This window comes from Leptothermofonsia sp. ETS-13 (assembly GCF_049200465.1).
GTDB lineage: Bacteria > Cyanobacteriota > Cyanobacteriia > Leptolyngbyales > Leptolyngbyaceae > Leptothermofonsia.
Genome location: NZ_CP120836.1, coordinates 5,135,343 through 5,157,214 on the forward strand (window position 1 = coordinate 5,135,343; position 21,872 = coordinate 5,157,214).

General features: G+C 49.1%; 17 protein-coding genes, 2 tRNA genes and 3 rRNA genes. 18 read left to right on the plus strand and 4 right to left on the minus strand.

From position 1 onward, the window contains the following. Window positions 1–134 precede the first annotated feature (134 nt). The 6 genes from kaiC (at window position 135) to P4D80_RS23410 (ending at window position 6,810) form a co-directional block, all read left to right on the plus strand. Window positions 135–1,688 (plus strand): circadian clock protein KaiC, encoded by a 1,554-nt coding sequence (gene kaiC, locus P4D80_RS23385; RefSeq protein WP_421656458.1) that lies wholly within the window; start codon window positions 135–137, stop codon window positions 1,686–1,688. A 96-nt stretch (window positions 1,689–1,784) separates the two neighbouring features. Then, window positions 1,785–2,321, plus strand: a complete 537-nt coding sequence (pyrR, locus tag P4D80_RS23390) for a bifunctional pyr operon transcriptional regulator/uracil phosphoribosyltransferase PyrR (protein WP_421656459.1) — start codon at window positions 1,785–1,787, stop codon at window positions 2,319–2,321. A 78-nt stretch (window positions 2,322–2,399) separates the two neighbouring features. Next, a complete protein-coding gene (gene fni, locus P4D80_RS23395; RefSeq protein ID WP_421656460.1) occupies window positions 2,400–3,422 on the plus strand; it encodes a type 2 isopentenyl-diphosphate Delta-isomerase in 1,023 nt (340 codons plus the stop codon). A 108-nt stretch (window positions 3,423–3,530) separates the two neighbouring features. After that, entirely contained in the window at window positions 3,531–5,135 is a 1,605-nt protein-coding gene (locus P4D80_RS23400; RefSeq protein WP_421656461.1) for an ATP-dependent DNA ligase, read from the plus strand. 607 nt (window positions 5,136–5,742) lie between these two features. Beyond that, window positions 5,743–6,159: a RusA family crossover junction endodeoxyribonuclease gene (locus P4D80_RS23405; RefSeq protein WP_421656462.1), complete on the plus strand. Its 417-nt coding sequence runs from the start codon at window positions 5,743–5,745 to the stop codon at window positions 6,157–6,159. 324 nt (window positions 6,160–6,483) lie between these two features. Next, window positions 6,484–6,810, plus strand: coding sequence for a hypothetical protein (locus P4D80_RS23410; protein WP_421656463.1), 327 nt, complete (start codon window positions 6,484–6,486; stop codon window positions 6,808–6,810). 173 nt (window positions 6,811–6,983) lie between these two features. Here P4D80_RS23410 and P4D80_RS23415 read toward each other — a convergent pair whose 3' ends face one another. Next, a complete protein-coding gene (locus tag P4D80_RS23415) occupies window positions 6,984–7,604 on the minus strand; it encodes a hypothetical protein (RefSeq protein ID WP_421656464.1) in 621 nt (206 codons plus the stop codon). A gap of 200 nt (window positions 7,605–7,804) precedes the next feature. Beyond that, window positions 7,805–8,692: a glycine--tRNA ligase subunit alpha gene (gene glyQ, locus P4D80_RS23420; RefSeq protein ID WP_421656465.1), complete on the minus strand. Its 888-nt coding sequence runs from the start codon at window positions 8,690–8,692 to the stop codon at window positions 7,805–7,807. Window positions 8,693–9,025: 333 nt separating this feature from the next. Between glyQ and P4D80_RS23425 the strand changes: the two genes are divergently transcribed. The 10 genes from P4D80_RS23425 (at window position 9,026) to miaB (ending at window position 17,654) form a co-directional block, all read left to right on the plus strand. Next, window positions 9,026–10,508 (plus strand): 16S ribosomal RNA (locus P4D80_RS23425). Between the two features lie 118 nt (window positions 10,509–10,626). After that, window positions 10,627–10,700, plus strand: a tRNA-Ile gene (locus P4D80_RS23430). 123 nt (window positions 10,701–10,823) lie between these two features. Then, window positions 10,824–10,896, plus strand: a tRNA-Ala gene (locus P4D80_RS23435). A gap of 264 nt (window positions 10,897–11,160) precedes the next feature. Beyond that, window positions 11,161–14,035: ribosomal RNA gene (locus tag P4D80_RS23440) — 23S ribosomal RNA — on the plus strand. A 191-nt stretch (window positions 14,036–14,226) separates the two neighbouring features. After that, window positions 14,227–14,343 (plus strand): 5S ribosomal RNA (rrf, locus tag P4D80_RS23445). Together the 16S, 23S and 5S rRNA genes with 2 tRNA genes alongside form the textbook arrangement of a ribosomal RNA operon. A 317-nt stretch (window positions 14,344–14,660) precedes the next feature. Then, window positions 14,661–14,897 carry a glycosyltransferase family 9 protein gene (locus P4D80_RS23450; protein WP_421656466.1) on the plus strand — a complete coding sequence of 79 codons (237 nt, stop codon included), beginning with the start codon at window positions 14,661–14,663 and terminating at the stop codon, window positions 14,895–14,897. A gap of 8 nt (window positions 14,898–14,905) precedes the next feature. Further along, entirely contained in the window at window positions 14,906–15,073 is a 168-nt protein-coding gene (locus P4D80_RS23455) for a glycosyltransferase family 9 protein (protein WP_421656467.1), read from the plus strand. Window positions 15,074–15,195: 122 nt separating this feature from the next. Continuing rightward, entirely contained in the window at window positions 15,196–15,381 is a 186-nt protein-coding gene (locus tag P4D80_RS23460; RefSeq protein WP_421656468.1) for a hypothetical protein, read from the plus strand. A gap of 80 nt (window positions 15,382–15,461) precedes the next feature. Beyond that, complete coding sequence (locus tag P4D80_RS23465; RefSeq protein WP_421656469.1) at window positions 15,462–15,995, plus strand: single-stranded DNA-binding protein; 534 nt, start codon at window positions 15,462–15,464, stop codon at window positions 15,993–15,995. A gap of 306 nt (window positions 15,996–16,301) precedes the next feature. Beyond that, on the plus strand, window positions 16,302–17,654 hold the full coding sequence (gene miaB / locus P4D80_RS23470; protein WP_421656470.1) for a tRNA (N6-isopentenyl adenosine(37)-C2)-methylthiotransferase MiaB: 1,353 nt from the start codon (window positions 16,302–16,304) through the stop codon (window positions 17,652–17,654). Window positions 17,655–17,713: 59 nt separating this feature from the next. Here the strand turns inward: miaB and P4D80_RS23475 are convergent, their stop codons facing one another. Further along, entirely contained in the window at window positions 17,714–19,351 is a 1,638-nt protein-coding gene (locus P4D80_RS23475) for a tetratricopeptide repeat protein (protein WP_421656471.1), read from the minus strand. Window positions 19,352–19,462: 111 nt separating this feature from the next. Between P4D80_RS23475 and P4D80_RS23480 the strand changes: the two genes are divergently transcribed. Further along, entirely contained in the window at window positions 19,463–19,885 is a 423-nt protein-coding gene (locus P4D80_RS23480; RefSeq protein ID WP_421656472.1) for a hypothetical protein, read from the plus strand. 99 nt (window positions 19,886–19,984) lie between these two features. After that, a complete protein-coding gene (gene cax / locus P4D80_RS23485) occupies window positions 19,985–21,076 on the plus strand; it encodes a calcium/proton exchanger (RefSeq protein WP_421656473.1) in 1,092 nt (363 codons plus the stop codon). A gap of 77 nt (window positions 21,077–21,153) precedes the next feature. Here cax and P4D80_RS23490 read toward each other — a convergent pair whose 3' ends face one another. Continuing rightward, a complete protein-coding gene (locus P4D80_RS23490) occupies window positions 21,154–21,816 on the minus strand; it encodes a PEP-CTERM sorting domain-containing protein (RefSeq protein WP_421656474.1) in 663 nt (220 codons plus the stop codon). Between the last annotated feature and the right edge of the window lie 56 nt (window positions 21,817–21,872).

Here is a 21,872-nt window from a genome sequence, read left to right on the forward strand (position 1 = left end):
CGCAATTAAATTTAAGGATCGTTTCGGGGATTGGGGATAAAACTCTGTGCCTAGAGGTTAATTCTCTATTCCTCCCCTTACAATTAAGTATGGCTACCTACTTATTGAGAATTTTTTCAGAATGAATTCATGCCATGACCCAAGTAAATCAAGCAGCACAAGATGGTAATTCTAATTCAATTGGTGTTCAGAAGGTTCGTACTCTGATTGAAGGGTTTGATGATATCAGCCACGGTGGTCTTCCCATTGGTCGAACAACTCTTGTCAGTGGCACTTCAGGTACAGGTAAGACCTTGCTGGCCGTTCAATTTCTCTACAATGGCATCATTCACTTTGATGAGCCAGGAATCTTTGTCACTTTCGAAGAATCTCCCAACGATATCATTAAAAATGCTTTTAGTTTTGGTTGGGATTTACAGAAATTTATCAATGAAGGCAAGTTGTTTATTTTAGATGCATCGCCCGATCCAGAGGGACAAGATATTGCTGGCAGCTTTGATCTCTCGGCGCTGATTGAGCGAATTCAATACGCCATTCGCAAATACAAAGCAAAGCGCGTTTCGATTGATTCAGTCACGGCAGTATTTCAACAGTACGATGCAGCCTCCGTTGTTCGACGCGAAATCTTTCGACTGGTTGCCCGCCTGAAACAGGTGGGGGCCACCACTATCATGACGACTGAGCGCGTGGATGAGTATGGTCCCGTAGCCCGATTCGGGGTAGAAGAATTTGTCTCTGATAATGTCGTGATTATCCGCAATGTCCTGGAAGGGGAACGCCGCCGTCGCACCATTGAGATCCTCAAACTGCGGGGCACCACCCATATGAAAGGAGAGTATCCTTTCACAATCACCAACCAGGGCATCAACATTTTCCCCTTAGGAGCTATGCGTTTGACTCAGCGATCGTCCAATGTCCGGGTTTCTTCTGGTGTCAAAACCCTGGATGATATGTGTGGAGGTGGGTTTTTTAAGGACTCTATTATTCTGGCTACAGGGGCAACGGGTACAGGCAAAACACTGCTCGTCAGCAAGTTTTTACAAGATGCCTGTATGCGGGGTGAGCGTGCTATTCTGTTTGCCTATGAGGAATCCCGTGCCCAGCTTTCTCGCAACGCCTACTCCTGGGGAATTGATTTTGAAGATCTGGAGCAAAAAGGGGTGTTGAAAATCCTCTGCGCCTATCCAGAGTCAGCTGGTTTAGAAGATCACCTGCAAATTATTAAACAGGAAATTGCGGAATTTCAGCCTTCGAGGATTGCGATTGATTCTCTCTCTGCCCTGGCGCGAGGGGTTAGCAATAATGCCTTCCGCCAGTTTGTAATTGGGGTAACTGGCTTTGCGAAGCAGGAAGAGATTACTGGCTTCTTCACCAATACGACGGATCAGTTCATGGGTTCCCACTCCATTACCGACTCCCATATTTCGACTATCACAGACACGATTTTGATGCTCCAGTATGTGGAAATTCGGGGAGAAATGTCCCGTGCCATTAACGTCTTCAAAATGCGTGGCTCCTGGCACGATAAGGGAATTCGCGAGTACAACATCAACGAACACGGCCCAGAAATTAAAGACTCTTTCCGCAATTTTGAACGAATTATTAGCGGTTCTCCATCTCGGATTTCAATTGATGAGAAAAGCGAACTATCCCGTATTGTCAAAGGAGTACAGCGGGACGGAGAGTGAGGTGAGTTTGAGTATGAGTTTTGAATTATTAGAGGGTCAAAACTTGTAACTCAAAATTCATAACTCACTCATTCACCCATCCATCCACCTACCCCTATGTCCACAGAAGTTGTTGAAATCCTTTCAGCAGAAGAGTTGCGTCGGACGGTGACTCGCCTTGCCTCCCAAATCGTGGAACGGGCGGGTGATCTCTCTAAGCTAGCGCTGGTAGGTATCTATACACGAGGAGTTAACCTGGCTCACCTGCTAGCGCGGCAGATTGAAGCCTTGGAACAAATTACTGTTCCCGTTGGGGCTTTGGATATTACCTTTTACCGGGATGACCTGGATACAATCGGTTTACGGACTCCTGCCAAAACTGAAATTCCCTTTGACCTGTCGGGCAAAACAGTAGTGCTGGTGGACGATGTGATTTTCAAAGGGCGCACAATTCGAGCGGCGCTAAATGCCGTGAACGATTATGGCAGACCGGAAGTGATTCGCCTGGTTGTGCTGGTTGATCGCGGTCACCGCGAAGTCCCGATTCACCCAGACTTTACTGGCAAGCAGCTTCCTACAGCAAAAGAGGAACAGGTCAAAGTCTATCTTCAAGAGCTTGACGGGCGGGACGGAGTAGAGCTCTTGAGGGCTTAGAGTATTAGGGTATAGATGTGTGGGGTGGGTTTGAGTCATTTTCCTCCCCGTACTTTCAACCCTGAACCCTTACTTTCAATGGAAACTCAGTCTCGAAAAGCCGATCATCTGCGAATTTGCCTGGATGAGGATGTTCAGTTTCGCCAAACAACCAGCGGTTTAGAGCGTTATCACTTTACCCACTGTTGTTTACCTGAACTCAATCGTACTGATATTGACCTTGCGACGACCTTTCTGGGGAAGCCATTGGGATCCCCGATCCTGATTTCCTCCATGACCGGTGGCACGGATTTGGCAAAAACGATCAATTGCCGACTGGCTAAGATCGCCCAGCACTACCAGCTAGCTATGGGTGTCGGTTCGCAGCGAGTGGCAGTAGAAAATCCAGAGGTGGCGACCACTTTTGCGGTGCGATCGCTGGCACCTACCATTCCTTTATATGCAAACTTAGGGGCGGTGCAACTTAACTACCGCTATGGATTAGATGAGTGCCTGAAGGTGGTTGATCTACTTGAAGCCGATGCACTGATCCTGCACCTGAACCCACTGCAAGAGTGTGTTCAGACCAGGGGAGATACAAACTTTCGAGGATTGCTAGACAAGATCGCTGTGCTTTGTGACAGGCTCCCTGTCCCGGTCATTGCCAAGGAGGTGGGGAACGGTATCTCAGCATTGATGGCAGAAAAGTTAATTGCAGCTGGTGTAACCGCGATCGATGTAGCCGGGGCAGGCGGTACCTCCTGGGCCAGGGTCGAAGGTGAACGGGCAAAAGATGCGCGCCAGCGTCGTTTAGGACAGACCTTTGCTGATTGGGGCATTCCAACTGCCGAATGCATTACGGCTGTTCGGACAATAGCTCCCACGATCCCTCTGATTGCCTCTGGCGGGCTGCGCAACGGGTTAGATGTGGCAAAGGCGATCGCCCTTGGCGCTGATCTGGCAGGTATGGCACTCCCCTTTCTGCAAGCAGCCAATAAATCAGAAGAAGCGTTGCATGAACTGGTTGAAATATTAATTGCAGAGATTACAACAGCAATGTTTTGTACTGGAAGCCAGCGGTTAGTAGACTTGCGATCGCCCAATGTTCTGCAAAAAATTTAACCCAAACCTGATCTCTTTCCTCACTCACACCAACATTTACCCCTCACCCCTCACTCTATTCCCCATTCCCTATCACCTCCGGGCGCAACAATTCTCAAAATCGGCAACATGAAGCGATTTTCTCAACTGTTTCAGCAAATTGATTCAACAACTTCCACCAATGAAAAGGTGCGTGCGCTCCAACAATATTTTGAGCAAGAAGATCCAGCAAACGCAGCATGGGCACTTTATCTATTGCTTGGTAAGACGCGCCGACGACTGATTACCTCCAGAGTTTTACGCGACATTTTTCTACAGATTTATGTCATTCCAGAATGGCTATTTGCTGACTGCTATGCTCACGTAGGAGACTCCGCAGAAGTCATTGCCCTGCTCTTGCGTGACATTCCCCTCACAACCCAACAGCCCGCCAACTATCCTTTGTGGCAGTGGATGGAGGAAATTATTCCCCAGGTCAGAAAAGTAAACTCAGAGGAGGAATTGAAAGATCAGGTACTGTCCTGGTGGGCAACACTGGATGAGTTTGAAGTGTTTGTCCTGAACAAAGTGTTGACGGGAGCATTTCGGGTTGGTGTGTCAGATAAATTAGTGATTAAAGGATTATCTGCGGCATCCGGTATTCCTGAACCAGTGCTGGCCCATCGGTTGATGGGAGACTTTAAACCCACGGCTGACTTTTACAAATCACTGACTCAACCAGAAGCAACCCAGCAGCGATCGCCTAGCCAACCCTATCCCTTCTTCCTCGCTTCTCAGATTGAAGAAGACAAATTCCAGCTAAAAGATTTTTCCCGCTGGCAGGCCGAGTGGAAATGGGATGGCATCCGCGCCCAAATCATCCGTCGGGCGGGCGAAGTTTTTATCTGGTCACGGGGAGAAGACCTCATAACCGAACAGTTTCCTGAACTGGCAGAGTACTTTTTGACCATACCCGATGGGCTGGTATTTGATGGCGAGATCCTGTGCTGGCAGGGCGATCGCCCATTGAGTTTCAATCACCTGCAAAAACGGTTGGGGCGTAAGCGAGTCACTCCCAAAATCATTGCAGAAAATCCGGTTCATTTCATTGCCTACGATTTGCTGGAACACAATGGCATGGATATTCGGCAAAAGCCCCTGCGCGATCGCCGCCAACTCCTCCTCTCCACCCTTCAAAAACTGGAACCTGGCTATGTAACAGCCTCAACCAGTTTGAAGTTTGAATCCTTTGAGGACTTGCGATCGCTCAGAGCCCAATCCCGTGACCAGGGTGCGGAAGGATTGGTACTCAAGGCTATCGACAGCCCTTACCTGGTTGGACGCAAACGCGGCTACTGGTGGAAATATAAAGTTGATCCCATGACTCTCGACGCCGTTCTTATCTATGCCCAGGCAGGTAGCGGCAAACGAGCCAACCTGTTTACCGACTACACCTTTGCCCTGTGGGACGGTGACCAACTCGTTCCCTTTGCCAAAGCCTATTCTGGTCTAGACAATACCGAAATTGACGAACTCGACAAATGGATTCGCAAACACACCCTCGAAAAATTTGGTCCTGTCCGTTCCGTCGAACCAATCCACGTTTTTGAAATTGGCTTTGAAGGGATCAGCCAGTCCAGTCGTCATAAGTCAGGAATTTCAGTCAGATTCCCCAGAATCCTCCGCTGGCGTAGAGATAAACCTGCGATCGAAGCTGATACACTGCAAACCGCATTCGCGCTACTAAGTAGCTAGTACAGCACGGCGGGAATACGGATACCATTCTGGCTCCCTCCGACTCCCCACTCCCCAACCCAATGGTTACTGGACTGATGCCATCGTCCACTAGGCACAATTAAATTAAGGATAATTTCTTCGGAAGTGGAGGGGGTGAAACGCCCTGTCTGGGGGCGCAGCCCCCACTCCTCCTTGCTTTGTCTGCTCAGAGCGAGTTGTGAGATCTGAAGAACACGCCCTTAGCCAAGCAAAAAGAAACGATGAAACAGAAACCATAATTTAGACTGGAAGCTTCGCGATCGCCCCATAATTTGATTCCAGTAGTGAATTCAAATTGTTTCCTTTTCAAACATCCATTCAGGAAATGACCTCGTACCATTTGTAGAGTACAACAATGACTGGTTAATTTACTTTTTACACACGAAAATGCAACCTGTCAGGCACCAGAAAACAAAGTTCATAGGCAACATTCTCCCTGCATCTCTCCGTCACAACTGACAAATTAAATCGGGGATTACTATAGAAGTATTACGCCTGAACCGTTTGATGAAAGTCATTATGGGTAGTCTACCACCTCACTTTTTTGTTCCCTGGATTGCCAGTCCTATCACTTAGGATTTCTCCAGTGCTGCCCTTTGAATTTATTGTTATCGGTAAGCCCATTTCTCACCAAACTAAAGATAAGAAACGCCTTCAAGCTTGGAAGGGCCTAGTGCGCAATACTGTTGAGGGTTGTTGGTCCGGAGATCCCTCCGGTGACTCCCTGCGAATCGTCATTACCCATTATTACGACGTTGAACCCGGAAACGAAAACGGAGTTCCAGATAGCGACAACATCATAAAACCTGTTAGAGATGCTCTCAATGGAGTAATTTACGTTGACGACTATCAAATAGCAGATTTTGTCAGTCGGCGACGCAGTCTTAATGGTTCCTTTCGTGTTAAAGGGATGTCTCCCGTGTTGGCAAAAGGATTTTGTAGCGGTGAAGAGTTCTTGCACATCCGAATTGAAATTGCTCCTGATCCCGCTGAGCTAAACTAGTAAAGCAAAATGAAACTTTTGTTGGGGTGCAGGGGTTCCATCCCTGCTTTGGGCTTCGTCCCCAAACCCCATGTTGCAAAATTTAGTGTTTGTAAAACTAGGAAACTGGCCAGCTTCGTTATTTATATGTGTGCTTACCCGAGTTTCTACATCAAATCTAAACTCTCCGGATCAGGATTCCTTAAAGTAAGTACGAAAGAATAACTAAGTATCGAAATCTTCAAAACTCAGAAGACTTCATATTATTATGCTTTCAAAGTGCTTTCAAAGACTTGATTTTCCTGCTTTCTGGCGGATTATTGAGATAGGGGATATATTTATACCATGGTTGATATAAGTGATAGAACCAAACTTGAACGGCAGCGGCTGCGGAGACTGGCGAGGGAGTATCAGGAGAAGGGGTACTCAGTAATTCTTCATCCCTCGGCATCTGAATTGCCCGCAGTGCTGGCTGATTGTTCTATCGACCTGATCGCTAAAAGTGAAGATGCAACCGTAGTCGTAGAAGTGCGTACACGTGATAGCTTAACCTTGAATGGTTCTGAGGATCTTCACCGGATGACTGCCCTCATACAGCAACTACCTGGTTGGGAGTTTGAACTAGTGGTAACAAACCACCGCAAGGAAGCAAGTGAAGCAAAATCCTGCTAAAGCATAAAAAGCCTTGACAGCATATTAAATCTGGGGTTGACCATTCGTAGAGACATTCCATGGAATCTCTACAGAGCAAAGCAATATTTCTGGACAGAGCAAAGCAATATTTCTGGAACACTACCAAAGCTCCATGGCAATTTCAGAATTCACTCCTTTGGAGTTTGTTGAGCTCATTCCACTGCCTCTCCAATAAGGTCACGTATTGCTTGAAGTAGAGCATTGCCTCCAAGTAGGTACGAGTAGATAGAAAAAGAAGTACTTAGTTGAGTATTACCTGCAATTAATCCTAATCCGATAGCAGAAAATGTAACTCCTATAGTGACTTTTCGCTTCCACTGTTTCTTCTGCTTTCTCGGTAGGTCACGGGAAATACGATATTGATCAATGATGCTCTTGTGCAATTGAGCAAATAACTCAGCAAAATTGCTGTGATTGGGATCTAACTTTTCCTCAAAATTAGATTCTAGATACGATGTAATGATGCAATTAAGATCTCGACGACTCAAATTCAAGGGTTGAGTTGCTCGAGTTTCAATAGAGATAATGCGATCGCGATCGCCCTCCAAATTATTAACTTCATTTTGTAAGGCGATTCTGGAATAATGGCTCTGTACAAACTGTTCAAGAACTTCAGAAATGCTATCCTCTTGCAAAATTGATAAAACACGAGACTGGGCTCTCTCAGCGTTCATTTCAGCCGTTTTGCCATTTGGGATTGCTGCTTCTAATTGTTTGCAGGCTTTTCGCCAATCCCTAATAGCCTCTAGCAAAACTTTAATGTCAGAATTCATACATAAACAAACATGTCCACTCTAAGTAGCTAGGCGCAATTAAATTAAGGATAATTTTGGGGGGTGGAGGGGGTTTCATGCCTAGGGGCGCAGCCCCCACTCCCCCCCCCCCTTTACTCTTTACTAATTAATTATGCTACCTACTTAGTTGAAGCTTAGATGTGAAATGGACAAATCCAAACGCTCCGTTTCCATCTTAATCAAGCTGCCCTATCTTTCTCAGTCCTCAACAGTGGAAATCCCATCGTTTCTCGCTGCTTCAAATAAAGCTGTGCCACCTGCCGTGCCAGATTTCGAATCCGAGCAATATACCGCGTCCGCTCCGTTACCGAAATCACCCCTCGCGCATCCAGCAAATTAAACGTGTGTGAACACTTGAGTACATAATCTAAAGCAGGCAAAACAAGCCCCTTGTCAACTAACTGAGTCGCTTCCTGCTCATATAGCCCAAATAGTGTAAATAGCATATCCGGATTCGATGCTTCAAAGTTGTATGTGGAATGCTCGATCTCTCCTTGAAGATGCACATCCCCATAGCTCACCTGATCATTCCATTGAATCTTTGTAAAGGCACTGACCTCCTGTAAATACATCGTCAGCCTTTCTAATCCATAAGTAATTTCGATCGATACCGGGCGACAATCGATCCCACCACATTGCTGGAAATAGGTGAATTGTGTAATCTCCATGCCATCCAGCCAAACCTCCCAACCAACCCCCCAGGCTCCTAAAGTGGGCGACTCCCAATTATCTTCTACAAAACGAATATCGTGATCCTCCGGGTGAATCCCCAGCGCTCTTAAGGAGTTCAGATAAATATCCTGAATATTATCCAAAGAAGGCTTAATTAACACCTGGTACTGGTAGTAATGCTGATAGCGGTTGGGATTCTCCCCATATCGCCCATCCGTCGGTCGCCGACATGGTTCCACGTAAGCAACTGACCACGGCTCAGGACCAATCGCCCGCAAAAACGTATGCGGACTCATCGTCCCCGCCCCCTTCTCCGTATCGTAGGGCTGGACAATTAAGCAACCGCGATCGCTCCAAAATTGATGCAACGTAGCAATGACCGTTTGAAAATTCACAACACCTTCCCCTTCCAGACCATTAAATCATTTCCCATTCTCCCTCAGAGCCTGCCATCAAGAGCGTTACAAGAGCGTTAGAAGAACCGGAAAAAAATTTGGGGCGATAGCTTGACACTCCTGTTTACTTTCGCTATCTTGATAAATGCGGCTGAAACGGAGACAAGCACAAGCGAAGCGAAGGAAAGCCGTCCGAACCTAGACAAGAGAATAGTTTGAAAGCCAGAATAGCACCGAAACCTCGTCAAGGAAATAGGGAATAAGCGTATAGCTTATTTCGAAGGAACGAGAACCGGAGACTGAGAAGTTTCTGGAGCCAAGGAACTCAAGAGTAACATGGAGAGTTTGATCCTGGCTCAGGATGAACGCTGGCGGTATGCTTAACACATGCAAGTCGAACGGGCACCTTCGGGTGCTAGTGGCGGACGGGTGAGTAACGCGTGAGAATCTGCCTTCAGGTCGGGGACAACAGCTGGAAACGGCTGCTAATACCGGATGAGCCGAGAGGTAAAAGCTTTAGTGCCTGAAGATGAGCTCGCGTCTGATTAGCTAGTTGGTGGGGTAAGAGCCTACCAAGGCGACGATCAGTAGCTGGTCTGAGAGGATGATCAGCCACACTGGGACTGAGACACGGCCCAGACTCCTACGGGAGGCAGCAGTGGGGAATTTTCCGCAATGGGCGCAAGCCTGACGGAGCAATACCGCGTGAGGGAGGAAGGCCCTTGGGTTGTAAACCTCTTTTGTCAGGGAAGAAGGTCTGACGGTACCTGACGAATCAGCATCGGCTAACTCCGTGCCAGCAGCCGCGGTAATACGGAGGATGCAAGCGTTATCCGGATTTATTGGGCGTAAAGGGTCCGCAGGTGGTTTTTCAAGTCTGCTGTCAAAGCGCGGAGCTTAACTCCGTACAGGCGGTGGAAACTGAGGAACTAGAGTCTGGTAGGGGTCGCGGGAATTCCCAGTGTAGCGGTGAAATGCGTAGATATTGGGAAGAACACCGGCGGCGAAAGCGCGCGACTGGACCGGAACTGACACTGAGGGACGAAAGCTAGGGGCGAAAGGATTAGATACCCTGTAGTCCTAGCCGTAAACGATGGAGACTAGGTGTTGCCCGTATCGACCCGGGCAGTGCCGTAGCTAACGCGTTAAGTCTCCCGCCTGGGGAGTACGCACGCAAGTGTGAAACTCAAAGGAATTGACGGGGGCCGCACAAGCGGTGGAGTATGTGGTTTAATTCGATGCAACGCGAAGAACCTTACCAGGGCTTGACATGTCGCGAACCCTCTTGAAAGGGAGGGGTGCCTTCGGGAGCGCGAACACAGGTGGTGCATGGCTGTCGTCAGCTCGTGTCGTGAGATGTTGGGTTAAGTCCCGCAACGAGCGCAACCCTCGTTTCTAGTTGCCATCATTGAGTTGGGCACTCTGGAGAGACTGCCGGTGACAAACCGGAGGAAGGTGGGGATGACGTCAAGTCAGCATGCCCCTTACGTCCTGGGCTACACGTACTACAATGCTGTGGACAAAGAGCGGCGAGTCGGCGACGGCAAGCAAATCTCGGAAACCACGGCTCAGTTCAGATTGCAGGCTGCAACTCGCCTGCATGAAGGCGGAATCGCTAGTAATCGCAGGTCAGCATACTGCGGTGAATACGTTCCCGGGCCTTGTACACACCGCCCGTCACACCATGGGAGTTGGCCACGCCCGAAGTCGTTACTCCAACCGTTCGCGGAGGAGGACGCCGAAGGCAGGGCTGATGACTGGGGTGAAGTCGTAACAAGGTAGCCGTACCGGAAGGTGTGGCTGGATCACCTCCTTTATAGGGAGACCTACCCACTCTAATTCCGAAAGCACAGTGCAAATAGGAAAGAGTTGGTCATCCCAAGGTCGGTCGAGGACACGGTGTTGGCTTTCAAACTATGGCAGGTTCGGACAATGGGCTATTAGCTCAGGTGGTTAGAGCGCACCCCTGATAAGGGTGAGGTCCCTGGTTCGAGTCCAGGATGGCCCACCTTTGAAAGCGGGAAGAAAGAAGAAAGCTGAAAGTGAGAAGAATGAAGAGGAAAGTTTTCTACTTTTGACTTTTCTTTTTTGTTATTTCTTTTTTACTGTTCATCTTTTATCTTTCACCTAAGGGGGTTTAGCTCAGTTGGTAGAGCGCCTGCTTTGCAAGCAGGATGTCAGGAGTTCGAGTCTCCTAACCTCCACTGGAGAATTGCTTAGGGTGATTGTCCAAGAGGAAAAGTCTTCAGCAACTCGACTAAAGAACTCAACCAGTTGCCTATACGGCTGCGTAGTGGGGTAAATTAGAGAGCCTGCTGGAGTCGAATCCAGCCAGAACCTTGAAAACTGCATAGAACTTGTCAGGTAGATGAGGAGTTGGTGACGTGGGAGTAGAGGGTAGGGATTGCCTAACTTCAAGACCCTAGTCCTAACACCTTTCATCACAGACACCAATGAACTTGTTAAGTGGTCAAGCTAATAAGGGCTAACGGTGGATACCTAGGCACACAGAGGCGAAGAAGGACGCGGTTACCGGCGATACGCCCCGGGGAGTTGGAAGCGAGCAGTGATCCGGGGATGTCCGAATGGGGCAACCCTCAATACTACCCACTGAATCCATAGGTGGGAAAGAGCGAACGCAGCGAACTGAAACATCTTAGTAGCTGTAGGAAAAGAAAACAAACGTGATTCCCTTAGTAGCGGCGAGCGAAGCGGGAAGAGCCTAAACCAGTGTGCATGCACGCTGGGGTTGTGGGACAGCAACAAGGAATCTGGAGACTAGACGAAGCATTGGGATGATGCACCAGAGAAAGTGAGAGTCTTGTAGTCGAAAGTCAAAGGATACGAGCTGAATCCCGAGTAGCCTGGAGCACGTGGAATTCCGGGTGAATCAGCGAGGACCACCTCGTAAGGCTAAATACTCCTGTGTGACCGATAGTGAACCAGTACCGCGAGGGAACGGTGAAAAGAACCCCGGGAGGGGAGTGAAATAGAACATGAAACCGTTAGCCTACAAGCAGTCGGAGCCCGATTAAACGGGTGACGGCGTGCCTGTTGAAGAATGAGCCGGCGACTTATAGGCACTGGCAGATTAAGCCGGAAATGGCGAAGTCAAAGCGAAAGCGAGTCTGAATAGGGCGAAGCGTCAGTGTTTATAGACCCGAACCCGGGTGATCTAACCATGTCCAGGATGAAGCTTGGGTAACACCAAGTGGAGGTCCGAACCGACCGATGTTGAAAAATCGGCGGATGAGGTGTGGTTAGGGGTGAAATGCCAATCGAACCCGGAGCTAGCTGGTTCTCCCCGAAATGTGTTGAGGCGCAGCGGTGGACGTTATAGCTGGGGGGTAAAGCACTGATTCGGTGCGGGCTGCGAGAGCGGTACCAAATCGAGTCAAACTCTGAATACCCAGTGCACAGTCCGCCAGTGAGACGGTGGGGGATAAGCTTCATCGTCAAGAGGGAAACAGCCCAGACCACCAGCTAAGGTCCCCAAATCACGGCTAAGTGAGAAAGGAGGTGGGAGTGCATAGACAACCAGGAGGTTTGCCTAGAAGCAGCCATCCTTAAAAGAGTGCGTAATAGCTCACTGGTCAAGCGCTCCTGCGCCGAAAATGAACGGGGCTAAGCCGTGTACCGAAGCTGTGGATTCGAAAGAATGGTAGGGAGCGTTCTGCGGTAGTGAGAAGCATTAGCGAAAGCAGGTGTGGACGAAGCAGAAGTGAGAATGTCGGCTTGAGTAGCGCAAACATTGGTGAGAATCCAATGCCCTGAAATCCCAAGGGTTCCTCCGGAAGGCTCGTCCGCGGAGGGTTAGTCGGGACCTAAGGCGAGGCCGAAAGGCGTAGTCGATGGCGAATCGGTTAATATTCCGATACCGACTTTGGTTTGTACCGGGGGACGGAGAAGGCTAAACCAGCCAGGAGTTGGTTACTGGTTCAAGTATCCGAGGTAATGAGGAGCGGCGAAAACGCTCTGAGCTAAGGTGCGAGTACGAGGAGCTACGGCTCCGAAGTGGTTGAGGTCACGCTTCCAAGAAAAGCCCGAAGTACGTTAAGCCAAAGTTGCCCGTACCCGAAACCGACACAGGTGGGAAGGTTGAGAATACCCAAGGGCGCGAGATAACTCTCTCTAAGGAACTCGGCAAAATGGCCCCGTAACTTCGGAAGAAGGGGGTGCCTCCTGCAAGGGGGGTCGCAGTAAAGAGGCCCAGGCGACTGTTTACCAAAAACACAGGTCTCCGCAAAGTCGAAAGACGAGGTATGGGGGCTGACGCCTGCCCAGTGCCGGAAGGTTAAGGAAGTCGGTCAGCGCAAGCGAAGCTGGCGACCGAAGCCCCGGTGAACGGCGGCCGTAACTATAACGGTCCTAAGGTAGCGAAATTCCTTGTCGGGTAAGTTCCGACCCGCACGAAAGGCGTAACGATCTGGGCGCTGTCTCGGAGAGAGGCTCGGCGAAATAGGAGTGTCTGTGAAGATACGGACTACCTGCACCTGGACAGAAAGACCCTATGAAGCTTTACTGTAGCCTGGAATTGGGTTCGGGCCTTGCATGCGCAGGATAGGTGGGAGGCTAAGAAGTCATCCTTGTGGGGGTGATGGAGCCGCCAGTGAGATACCACTCTTGTGAGGCTAGAATTCTAACCTTCAGCCGTGAACCGGCGAAGGAACCGTTTCAGGTGGGCAGTTTGACTGGGGCGGTCGCCTCCTAAAAGGTAACGGAGGCGCGCAAAGGTGCTCTCAGGCTGGTTGGAAATCAGCCGTAGAGTGTAAAGGCATAAGAGCGCTTGACTGTGAGACTCACACGTCGAACAGGGACGAAAGTCGGCCTTAGTGATCCGACGGCACTGAGTGGAAGGGCCGTCGCTAAACGGATAAAAGTTACTCTAGGGATAACAGGCTGATCTCCCCCAAGAGTTCACATCGACGGGGAGGTTTGGCACCTCGATGTCGGCTCATCGCAACCTGGGGCGGTAGTACGTCCCAAGGGTTGGGCTGTTCGCCCATTAAAGCGGTACGTGAGCTGGGTTCAGAACGTCGTGAGACAGTTCGGTCCATATCCGGTGCAGGCGTAAGAGCATTGAGAGGAGCCTTCCTTAGTACGAGAGGACCGGGAAGGACGCACCGCTGGTGTACCGGTTATCGTGCCAACGGTAAACGCCGGGTAGCTATGTGCGGAGCGGATAACCGCTGAAAGCATCTAAGTGGGAAGCCCACCTCAAGATGAGTGCTCTCATGGCATCAGCCAGTAAGGTCACGGGTAGAACACCCGTTGATAGGCGGTAGATGGAAGTGTAGTAATACATGAAGTCGAGCCGTACTAATAGACCGAGGGCTTGACCTCACATTCATTGGGTTGGGGGTGAAGTCTCAGGAGAGCCGGTCACAGTGCTTGCTCTGAGCGAATCATCCTGATTAATATGACAAGTTACTATGCAGCCTTCAGGGTTCTGAGGGGGAAAGGGGTCAGGATAACGCCTGAGTCTGATGATTCGGTCTCCCCGTCCTGACTCGCTCCCCTCATTCCAAAGCTTTCCTGGTGTCTATGGCGGTGTGGCACCACCCTCATCCATCCCGAACTGAGGTGTGAAACGCATCTGCGGCGAAGATAGTTGGACGGCTGCGTCCCGCAAAAATAGCTCGATGCCAGGGTAATTGTGTTAAAACTCCTTTTCAGGATTCTGAAAAGGAGTTTTTATTATTGAATATGAATTGATGTAGCAGTATCGAGAATAAAAAGGCGATCGCCCCAAAGATAGAGTCTTATGAACATCTGTGATTTTCTGTTTGCCTTATCTGCTTTAACGGCTTTGCAATTGGCCTATCCAAAGGCAGAAATTGCTTTCCTGGCTAGGAGCTGGCATCAGCAATTTCTTTCTCGAAGACCATCCCCAGTTGATTGAGTGATTGTAATTCCTGAGGGTGGGATTAGGAATAAATTCCCGGATGGGAAGTTGTTTCGTTAGTTGGTGCCAACCAATGGGCTGGAACCTTCTTTTTCAGTTGCTGAGGTAGATTTGCTAAAGTCTCAGCAGATTGTGCTGGAAACGGTTTCTCCATCGGTTGTGCTGCATCCGGATAAGAGTGCTCCTCGCCGTTGTTGGTCGGGGCAAAAGTTTGCAGCCGTTGGAAACGCTTTAGCAAAAACTGGCGCCCAAGTGGTTATAACTGGAATAGAACAGGACTATGACTGGTACAAGCCATAGTAGACACCATGAAATTTGGTGCTCAAAATGCGTGTGGAAAACTTTCGCTAAATGGACTGGCAGGATTATGTTCCCGATGTCTGGTTATAGTTTCTAACGACACGGGTCCCTTACATTTAGCGAGAGCCGTTGGAACGGCAACGGTTGGTATTTATAGCGGTAGTCATTATGGTTAGGACGGGGTGCAGGGGTTCAACCCCTGGCTGGGGGCGAAGCCCCCACTCCCTCTCTAATTCCAATGTCCTAACGTACCCGCGTAGAGCTATATTGGTGCGGCAATTTAATTACGGCAGGAGCAATGACTCGGATGTTTCATCGCCCAGCTATTTCATGGCGGCTTGCCTGTCCTGTCTGTGGGGTTGATTGCACCCGCGACACCTGCGAACATTCTGATTCATTTGTTAATGATGTCTCTACTACCCAGGAAGTGATTGATTCAGCTTTAGATCTGCTGAACATGTGTCGCTATTTGATCAAGAATTAACATTCACTCATCTATTCCTTGTTAGTTTATCTACCTTCCGTGGGAATTCTCTTAAAAGAAATTCAGTAGAGTGAAGTATTATGTCAAGTGCCGGATTAAACAAATGGATTGTCAGTGGTAATTTGGCTGCAGATGCTGAAATTAAAACGGTTGATTTGAAAAGTGGCGAAAAAGCAAAGGTTGCAGAAGCAACCATGTACGTTCGTAAGCCACGCAGTAAGGATGAATCGTTTACTGTGCGCTTGAGCATCTGGGAAAACTCTGCTGCATGGAGAAAGCTCCCTTATCTGAAGAAAGGATCGTTGATTATCTGTACTGGGACTGTTGAGCCCAATCCATTTATTTCTAGCAGTGACAATAAGCCTAAGGCTGGATTAAGGATGACAGTGGTGGATATCGACCTTGACAATGTTCGGGGAATAGAAGAAGAGGGAGAACAAATAGAAAGCCCCCCGACTGATATGGCTCCAAAACCTGATATGCTTCCAAAAAGCGAAGTCCAGCCTGCTGCTGCACCTCAAGGTTCCGTCAATGGCAAGGAGGCTAAAGTGAAGGGAAATGAAGTTGCGTCTCAACCGAACGGGAATAAAGCAGCCGTCACAGCAAAGAGCTAAGGCGGTCTCTAAACTGTAAGTAGGTTTTGTAGGGGCGCTCTATGGAACGTCCCTAGTGGCTCACCAAAAGAATTTTGCCTGATTATCTAATGCCCAGAAAAAACAATTTACGGGGTTTTGAAGGGTTTGCAATCCTTCAAAATCTATTTGACAGACTACTAGGGGTATGGAAACAGCAAATGTGAAACACAACTATGAAGCATGGGGTTGTCTCCTGATGAATAGCCAGACAAGGAAGGTTAGCCGTTGAAAAACGACTTAAAATAAGAGTCTGACCTTATAATTTGTGATTCCAATTTGTCTAGCATGACTGTAAATTCCCGCCGCTACCATATCACTACGTTTGGCTGTCAGATGAATAAAGCTGACTCTGAACGGATGGCGGGCATTCTAGAAAAAATGGGCTTTGAGTGGGTGGAACAGCCGGATGATGCCAATTTGATTCTCTACAACACCTGTACGATTCGGGACAATGCTGAGCAAAAGGTTTATTCCTATCTTGGGCGGCAGGCGAAACGAAAGCAGGAGCAACCGGATTTAACGTTAGTGGTAGCTGGATGTGTTGCGCAGCAAGAGGGAGAGAAGTTGTTGCGCCGTGTTCCTGAGCTTGATCTGGTGATGGGGCCGCAGCATGCCAATCGGCTGGAAGATTTACTGGAGCAGGTTTTTAGTGGAAGCCAGGTAGTGGCTACTGAACCTGTCCATATCATGGAGGACATTACGAAACCCAGGCGGGACAGTGAGATTACGGCCTGGGTAAATGTGATTTATGGATGTAATGAACGGTGTACTTATTGTATAGTCCCCAATGTTCGAGGAGTAGAGCAATCCCGCACACCGGAATCGATTCGGGCGGAGATAGAAGAATTGGGTCGGCAGGGCTATAAGGAAGTGACTTTGCTGGGGCAAAATATTGATGCCTATGGCCGGGATTTGCCTAGAGTTACTGAGGATGGTCGTCACAGGTATACGCTTACGGATTTGCTCTATTTCGTTCATGATGTACCGGGAATTGAGCGAATTCGATTTGCAACCAGTCACCCGCGTTATTTCACAGAGCGACTGATTCGTGCCTGTGCAGAGCTGCCCAAGGTCTGTGAGCATTTTCACATTCCGTTTCAGTCTGGAGATAATGGGGTACTCAAGGCAATGGCACGGGGCTATACCCATGAGAAGTATCGCCGGATTATTCATACCATTCGGGAGTATATGCCGGATGCGGCGATCAGTGCGGATGCCATTGTGGGTTTTCCTGGAGAGACGGAAGCGCAGTTTGAGAACACACTGAAACTGGTGGAGGATATTGCCTTTGACCAGTTGAACACGGCGGCCTATTCACCTCGACCAGGAACTCCGGCAGCGCTTTGGGAAAATCAGGTGAGTGAGGAGGTGAAGAGCGATCGCCTGCAACGCCTGAATCATCTGGTGGCTACCAAAGCGGCTGAACGCTCATTGCGCTATTTGAACCGTGTTGAAGAAATTCTGGTGGAAGATCAGAATCCGAAAGACCCTACCCAGGTAATGGGACGCACTCGCAGTAACCGCCTGACCTTTTTTCCTGGGGACATTGCTGAATTGAAGGGGAAACTGGCGAAGGTGAGGATTACGGAAGCGAGAGCATTTAGCTTAACGGGTGAGTTGGTAGGAGAGGCCGTATAGGATCGCTATATCATTCATTCAATTCATCTGATTGAAGATGCTTTGATTATAAGGTTTGATTATAAGGAGCGATCAACTGGTTTCTGTAAATGGGAGGGGTTTTTGATCGATTCTTTCAATGCCTGCTCTACTTTGTTCATCACGCCTGGCCAGTCTCCCGGATGGTTCTGGCGGAAGAGGCGCATCGTGGGGTACCAGGGAGTGTCTTCGCGGTGCAGCAGCCAGCGCCAGTCAGGGACGTAGGAGAGCAAAGTCCAGACAGGTTTGCCTAAAGCCCCAGCCAGATGGGCAATGGAGGTATCAACGGTGATGACGAGATCGAGTTGGGCGATCGCGGTTGCCGTATCTGCCATATCGTTTAACTGGTTACTCAAATCTTGAACCTGGGTTTCATCACTGAGTTCAAGCAAATCCACTTGGGGAATGCCCTTCTGCAAGCTGTAGTAGACAATCCCTGGAATGTTGAAAAGGGGTTGAAAGTGGATTAGAGGGCAGGAGCGCACCTGATTACGCTTGTAAAGATTGCCACCTGACCAGACAATGCCGACTTTCAACTGGGTTTCTGGAGAATGATTGAGGTGCCAATTTGATGCAGGCGGATGCAGATAAGGGACTGCATTAGGGACAGTTTCTAGAGTGGTGCCCAGGATGTGGGGTAGGCTGAGCAGCGGTGCATAGGTGTGGAATTCGGGAAGGGGAAACCCCAGAGGGACCAACTGATCAATCCCTGGAATCGTTGCCATAAGTCGCATTAACGGTTTATGGCAGGTGAAAACGATCCGTCCACCTTTTTGAGCGATGATAGGGGCATAGCGAATGAACTGAATGGTGTCGCCCAGTCCTTGTTCCGCATGGAGCAGGAGGGTGCGCCCTTTGAGATGAGAACCATCCCAGACTGGCTGTTTAAATGGGCAAGGTGGAAACTCCCCCGTGTGGAGTCGCCATTCGTACTCGGCAAAACCTTCCTGATAGTTACCTTGAATCAATAATAGGAGACCGCGATTATAGTGGGCATTGGGATTATTGGGAGCGAGCTGCAATGCTCGATTGAAACAATCTGCTGCTTCCGCAAACTTTCCCTGCTCGTGCAACGCAGTGCCCAGGCTAATGTGAGCTTCTCCACAGTTGGGTTGAGCAGCGAGTGCCCGTTGATGAAAGGAGATGGCGGTTTTCACTTTCCCCTGACGTTGCAGAATCACACCAATGTTGTTCAGAGTTTGGGGTTCCTCGGGCTGGATAATAAGAGCCTGCTGATAGTAGGTCAGGGCTTCGTCCAGTTTGTTTTGGTCTTGAAAAATCGCCCCTAAACCGTCGTAGGCTTTCAGATTTTTGGGCTCAAAGTTCGCGATCTGGCTGTAGTTGGCGATCGCTTCTTCAATCATTTGCCTTCCCAGTTTCCAAAGGGCGAGGCAGAGGTTTTCTCTTGCCCCTGTAAAACTGGGTTTAATCGTGAGCGCCTGACGGTAAAGGGCAATTCCCTCCTCCAACTGACCCTTTTGACAGGCAATGACTCCCAGTAAATTCAGGACTTCGACCTGTTGAGGCTGCTGCTGCAAAATTTGCCGATAAATCTGTTCTGCCTGGGTTAAGCGCCCTGCCTGGTGATGGGCAGTTGCGGTGGCCAGTGCTTCAGAGAGGTTGGATCGGTTGAGAGAAAGATTGTCCACTGGTAAGGAGGGGGAAGGGGAATTCAACATAGTATTCTGCGCCCGCCGACAGGAAAGTTTGTTTCCTGAGCGTTTAATTTTCGTTAAGATGCTAACCAGACAAAATGACGAGGGTGCTGATCAGAAAAGATTCTACCTGTGATGCTCTCTGCACCTCCACTCCATAATGGGATTGCCATGTTAAGTGAATTTCTGCCGTTTGATTTTGATATAGACCCGATGACAATTGCCGGAATGGGGTTATGGTCTCTGGCGCTATACCTTGGGTTTTCTCCAATCAGTGATTGGGTGACTGAGCAGCTTAACCGCTGGTTTAATTTTGCGGAGCGATCGCTGTATACCTCGACTGAAGAGTTCGAGCGTACCCGCCGTGCTAGAGAAGCACTTAATCAGTTCTACGCATCAGTTTTCAGTATTGTGCCCTTTTTGGTTGTGGGTGGGTTTTGCAATTATGGCGTGGAATGGGGACTGGGTCGCAGTTGGTCAATCAGCATTGGAATATTAGCCTGCGTTGGTTGTGGCATTTATGATCTGGGGCGACGGGATGGGGAGGCTTCAGAGTAAGCGTTATTAGCACCCCCTGCCTGATCTGTTGCGCAACCGTCAGAAGTTAGTGTTACAAGGCATGCTGTATCACGGATTTCAGAGGGTTCTCCTTGCTTTATGGCATTCAAAAATATCATTTCCTTTGGCTTACTGATTTTTATTCCTATCTCTATTGCTGCTGAGCATTTTGAATGGGGATCCCTGGCGGTGTTTGCTCTATCGGCAATCGCAATTGTTCCGCTGGCCATCTGGCTGAGCACGGCAACAGAAGAAGTCGCGGTGACTGCTGGACCTTCAATTGGAGGTTTATTAAACGCAGTTTTTGGTAACGCGACGGAGTTAATTATTGCCCTGGTAGCCTTAAAAGAAGGACTGGTGGATATTGTCAAAGCCAGCATCACGGGAACGATTATTAGCAATTTGCTGCTAGTGATGGGGCTGTCGATGCTACTGGGGGGCTTGCGCTACAAAGAGCAAGAGTTTCAGCCAGTGGTGGCGCGAGTAAATGGTTCCACGATGACGCTGGCGGTGAGTGCGATCGTGGTTCCCGCGATGGTGATCTCTACATCGAATGTCGTGGAGTCCTCAGCCATTAGTGGTCTATCGGTCACTGTGGCGGTGGTTTTAATTGTGGTTTACCTGCTAACAGTGCTTTTTTCTTTAAATACCCACTCGTACTTGTATGAAGTAGCGGAAGCAGACCTGGAGAACGATCCTGCTGAAGTTGGCCACACTTCTGAACATAAGCCGAATCTCTGGTTGTGGGTGGGGGTATTGCTGGTAGCAACCATTGCCGTCGCATTTGAATCGGAAATCTTTGTCGGTGCTGTTGAAGAAGCAACAAAGGGATTGGGGTTGACTCCACTTTTTACCGGTGTAATTTTGCTGCCACTGGTGGGGGGAGCAGCGGAATATGTCACAGCCGTCAGGGTTGCTATGAAAAACAATATGGACTTGTCCGTGTCTGTGGCGATGGGATCAAGCTTGCTGGTGGCACTGCTGGTGGCTCCGATTCTGGTGCTTGTGGGGCAGGTGATCGGGCAGCCGATGGACTTGAACTTTAACCTGTTTGAAGTAGTGGCTGTCACGCTAGCAGTGGCGATCGCCAACCTGATTAGTCTGGATGGCCGCTCAAATTGGTTAGAAGGAATTTTACTCTTGGCGACTTATATTGTTTTGGGAGCAGCTTTCTACTTCCACCCCATTTGAAGTGAAACGGGGTAAACCCACAGGTCTACCCCAGCAACAGGAAGCACACGTACCGACAAAGATTCAGGAATATCAAACTATTTCGGCTGGAATGGCTTGTTTCGCTTCCGCAGCCTTAAACCCAGACTCAATAAACCGAGTCCAAGAAGACTCCCCGCTATTTCGGACGGTTCTGGCACAGCGGCTGTGGGATCTTCGGGATCTTCAGGATCGCCCGCCCCTCCCAGAACGCGTTGATAAGTGATCAGAGTACTGATGAGTTCCCCAAAGGAGAAATTGGTGGTGCCCACCAGGAGACCTCCTTTTTCCTCAACTTCCTTTCCAAATTCTGTCACCTGTTTAGGCACGATGAAGAATCCTGGATTTGTGCCGGAAGCAACAACTAGGAAGCTCAGCCCAACAAACTGGCCATTGTCAAAATAAACTTTGGGAAAGGAGAAAAACGCTGCGTCGTCTTCTTCGGTATATTGGACACTCAGGAAATTGAACTCAACCTCTAGCTCACCAAAGGAAGGCGACACCGATTCCAGTGTAGTTGGAGTTGGGTTTTTTCCCGTCAGGACGGCATCGTCATAGCTGAAATTCCCTTGATAGGTACCGGTATATTCTCCTGTAGGGACATTAATAGTGAAATTGTAGGTTATCCTGGCTGCCTGGGCAGGGTTTGTCGCCACCATGAAGCTCAGGGCAGTGGCTCCTACAACTGTTGCAAGGGGCGTCGTGAGAATAGACTTGATCATGATTTCCCCGTATGTCAGGAGAGGTGGACTAAAAGAGGACCCGCCAGGTTGATGCA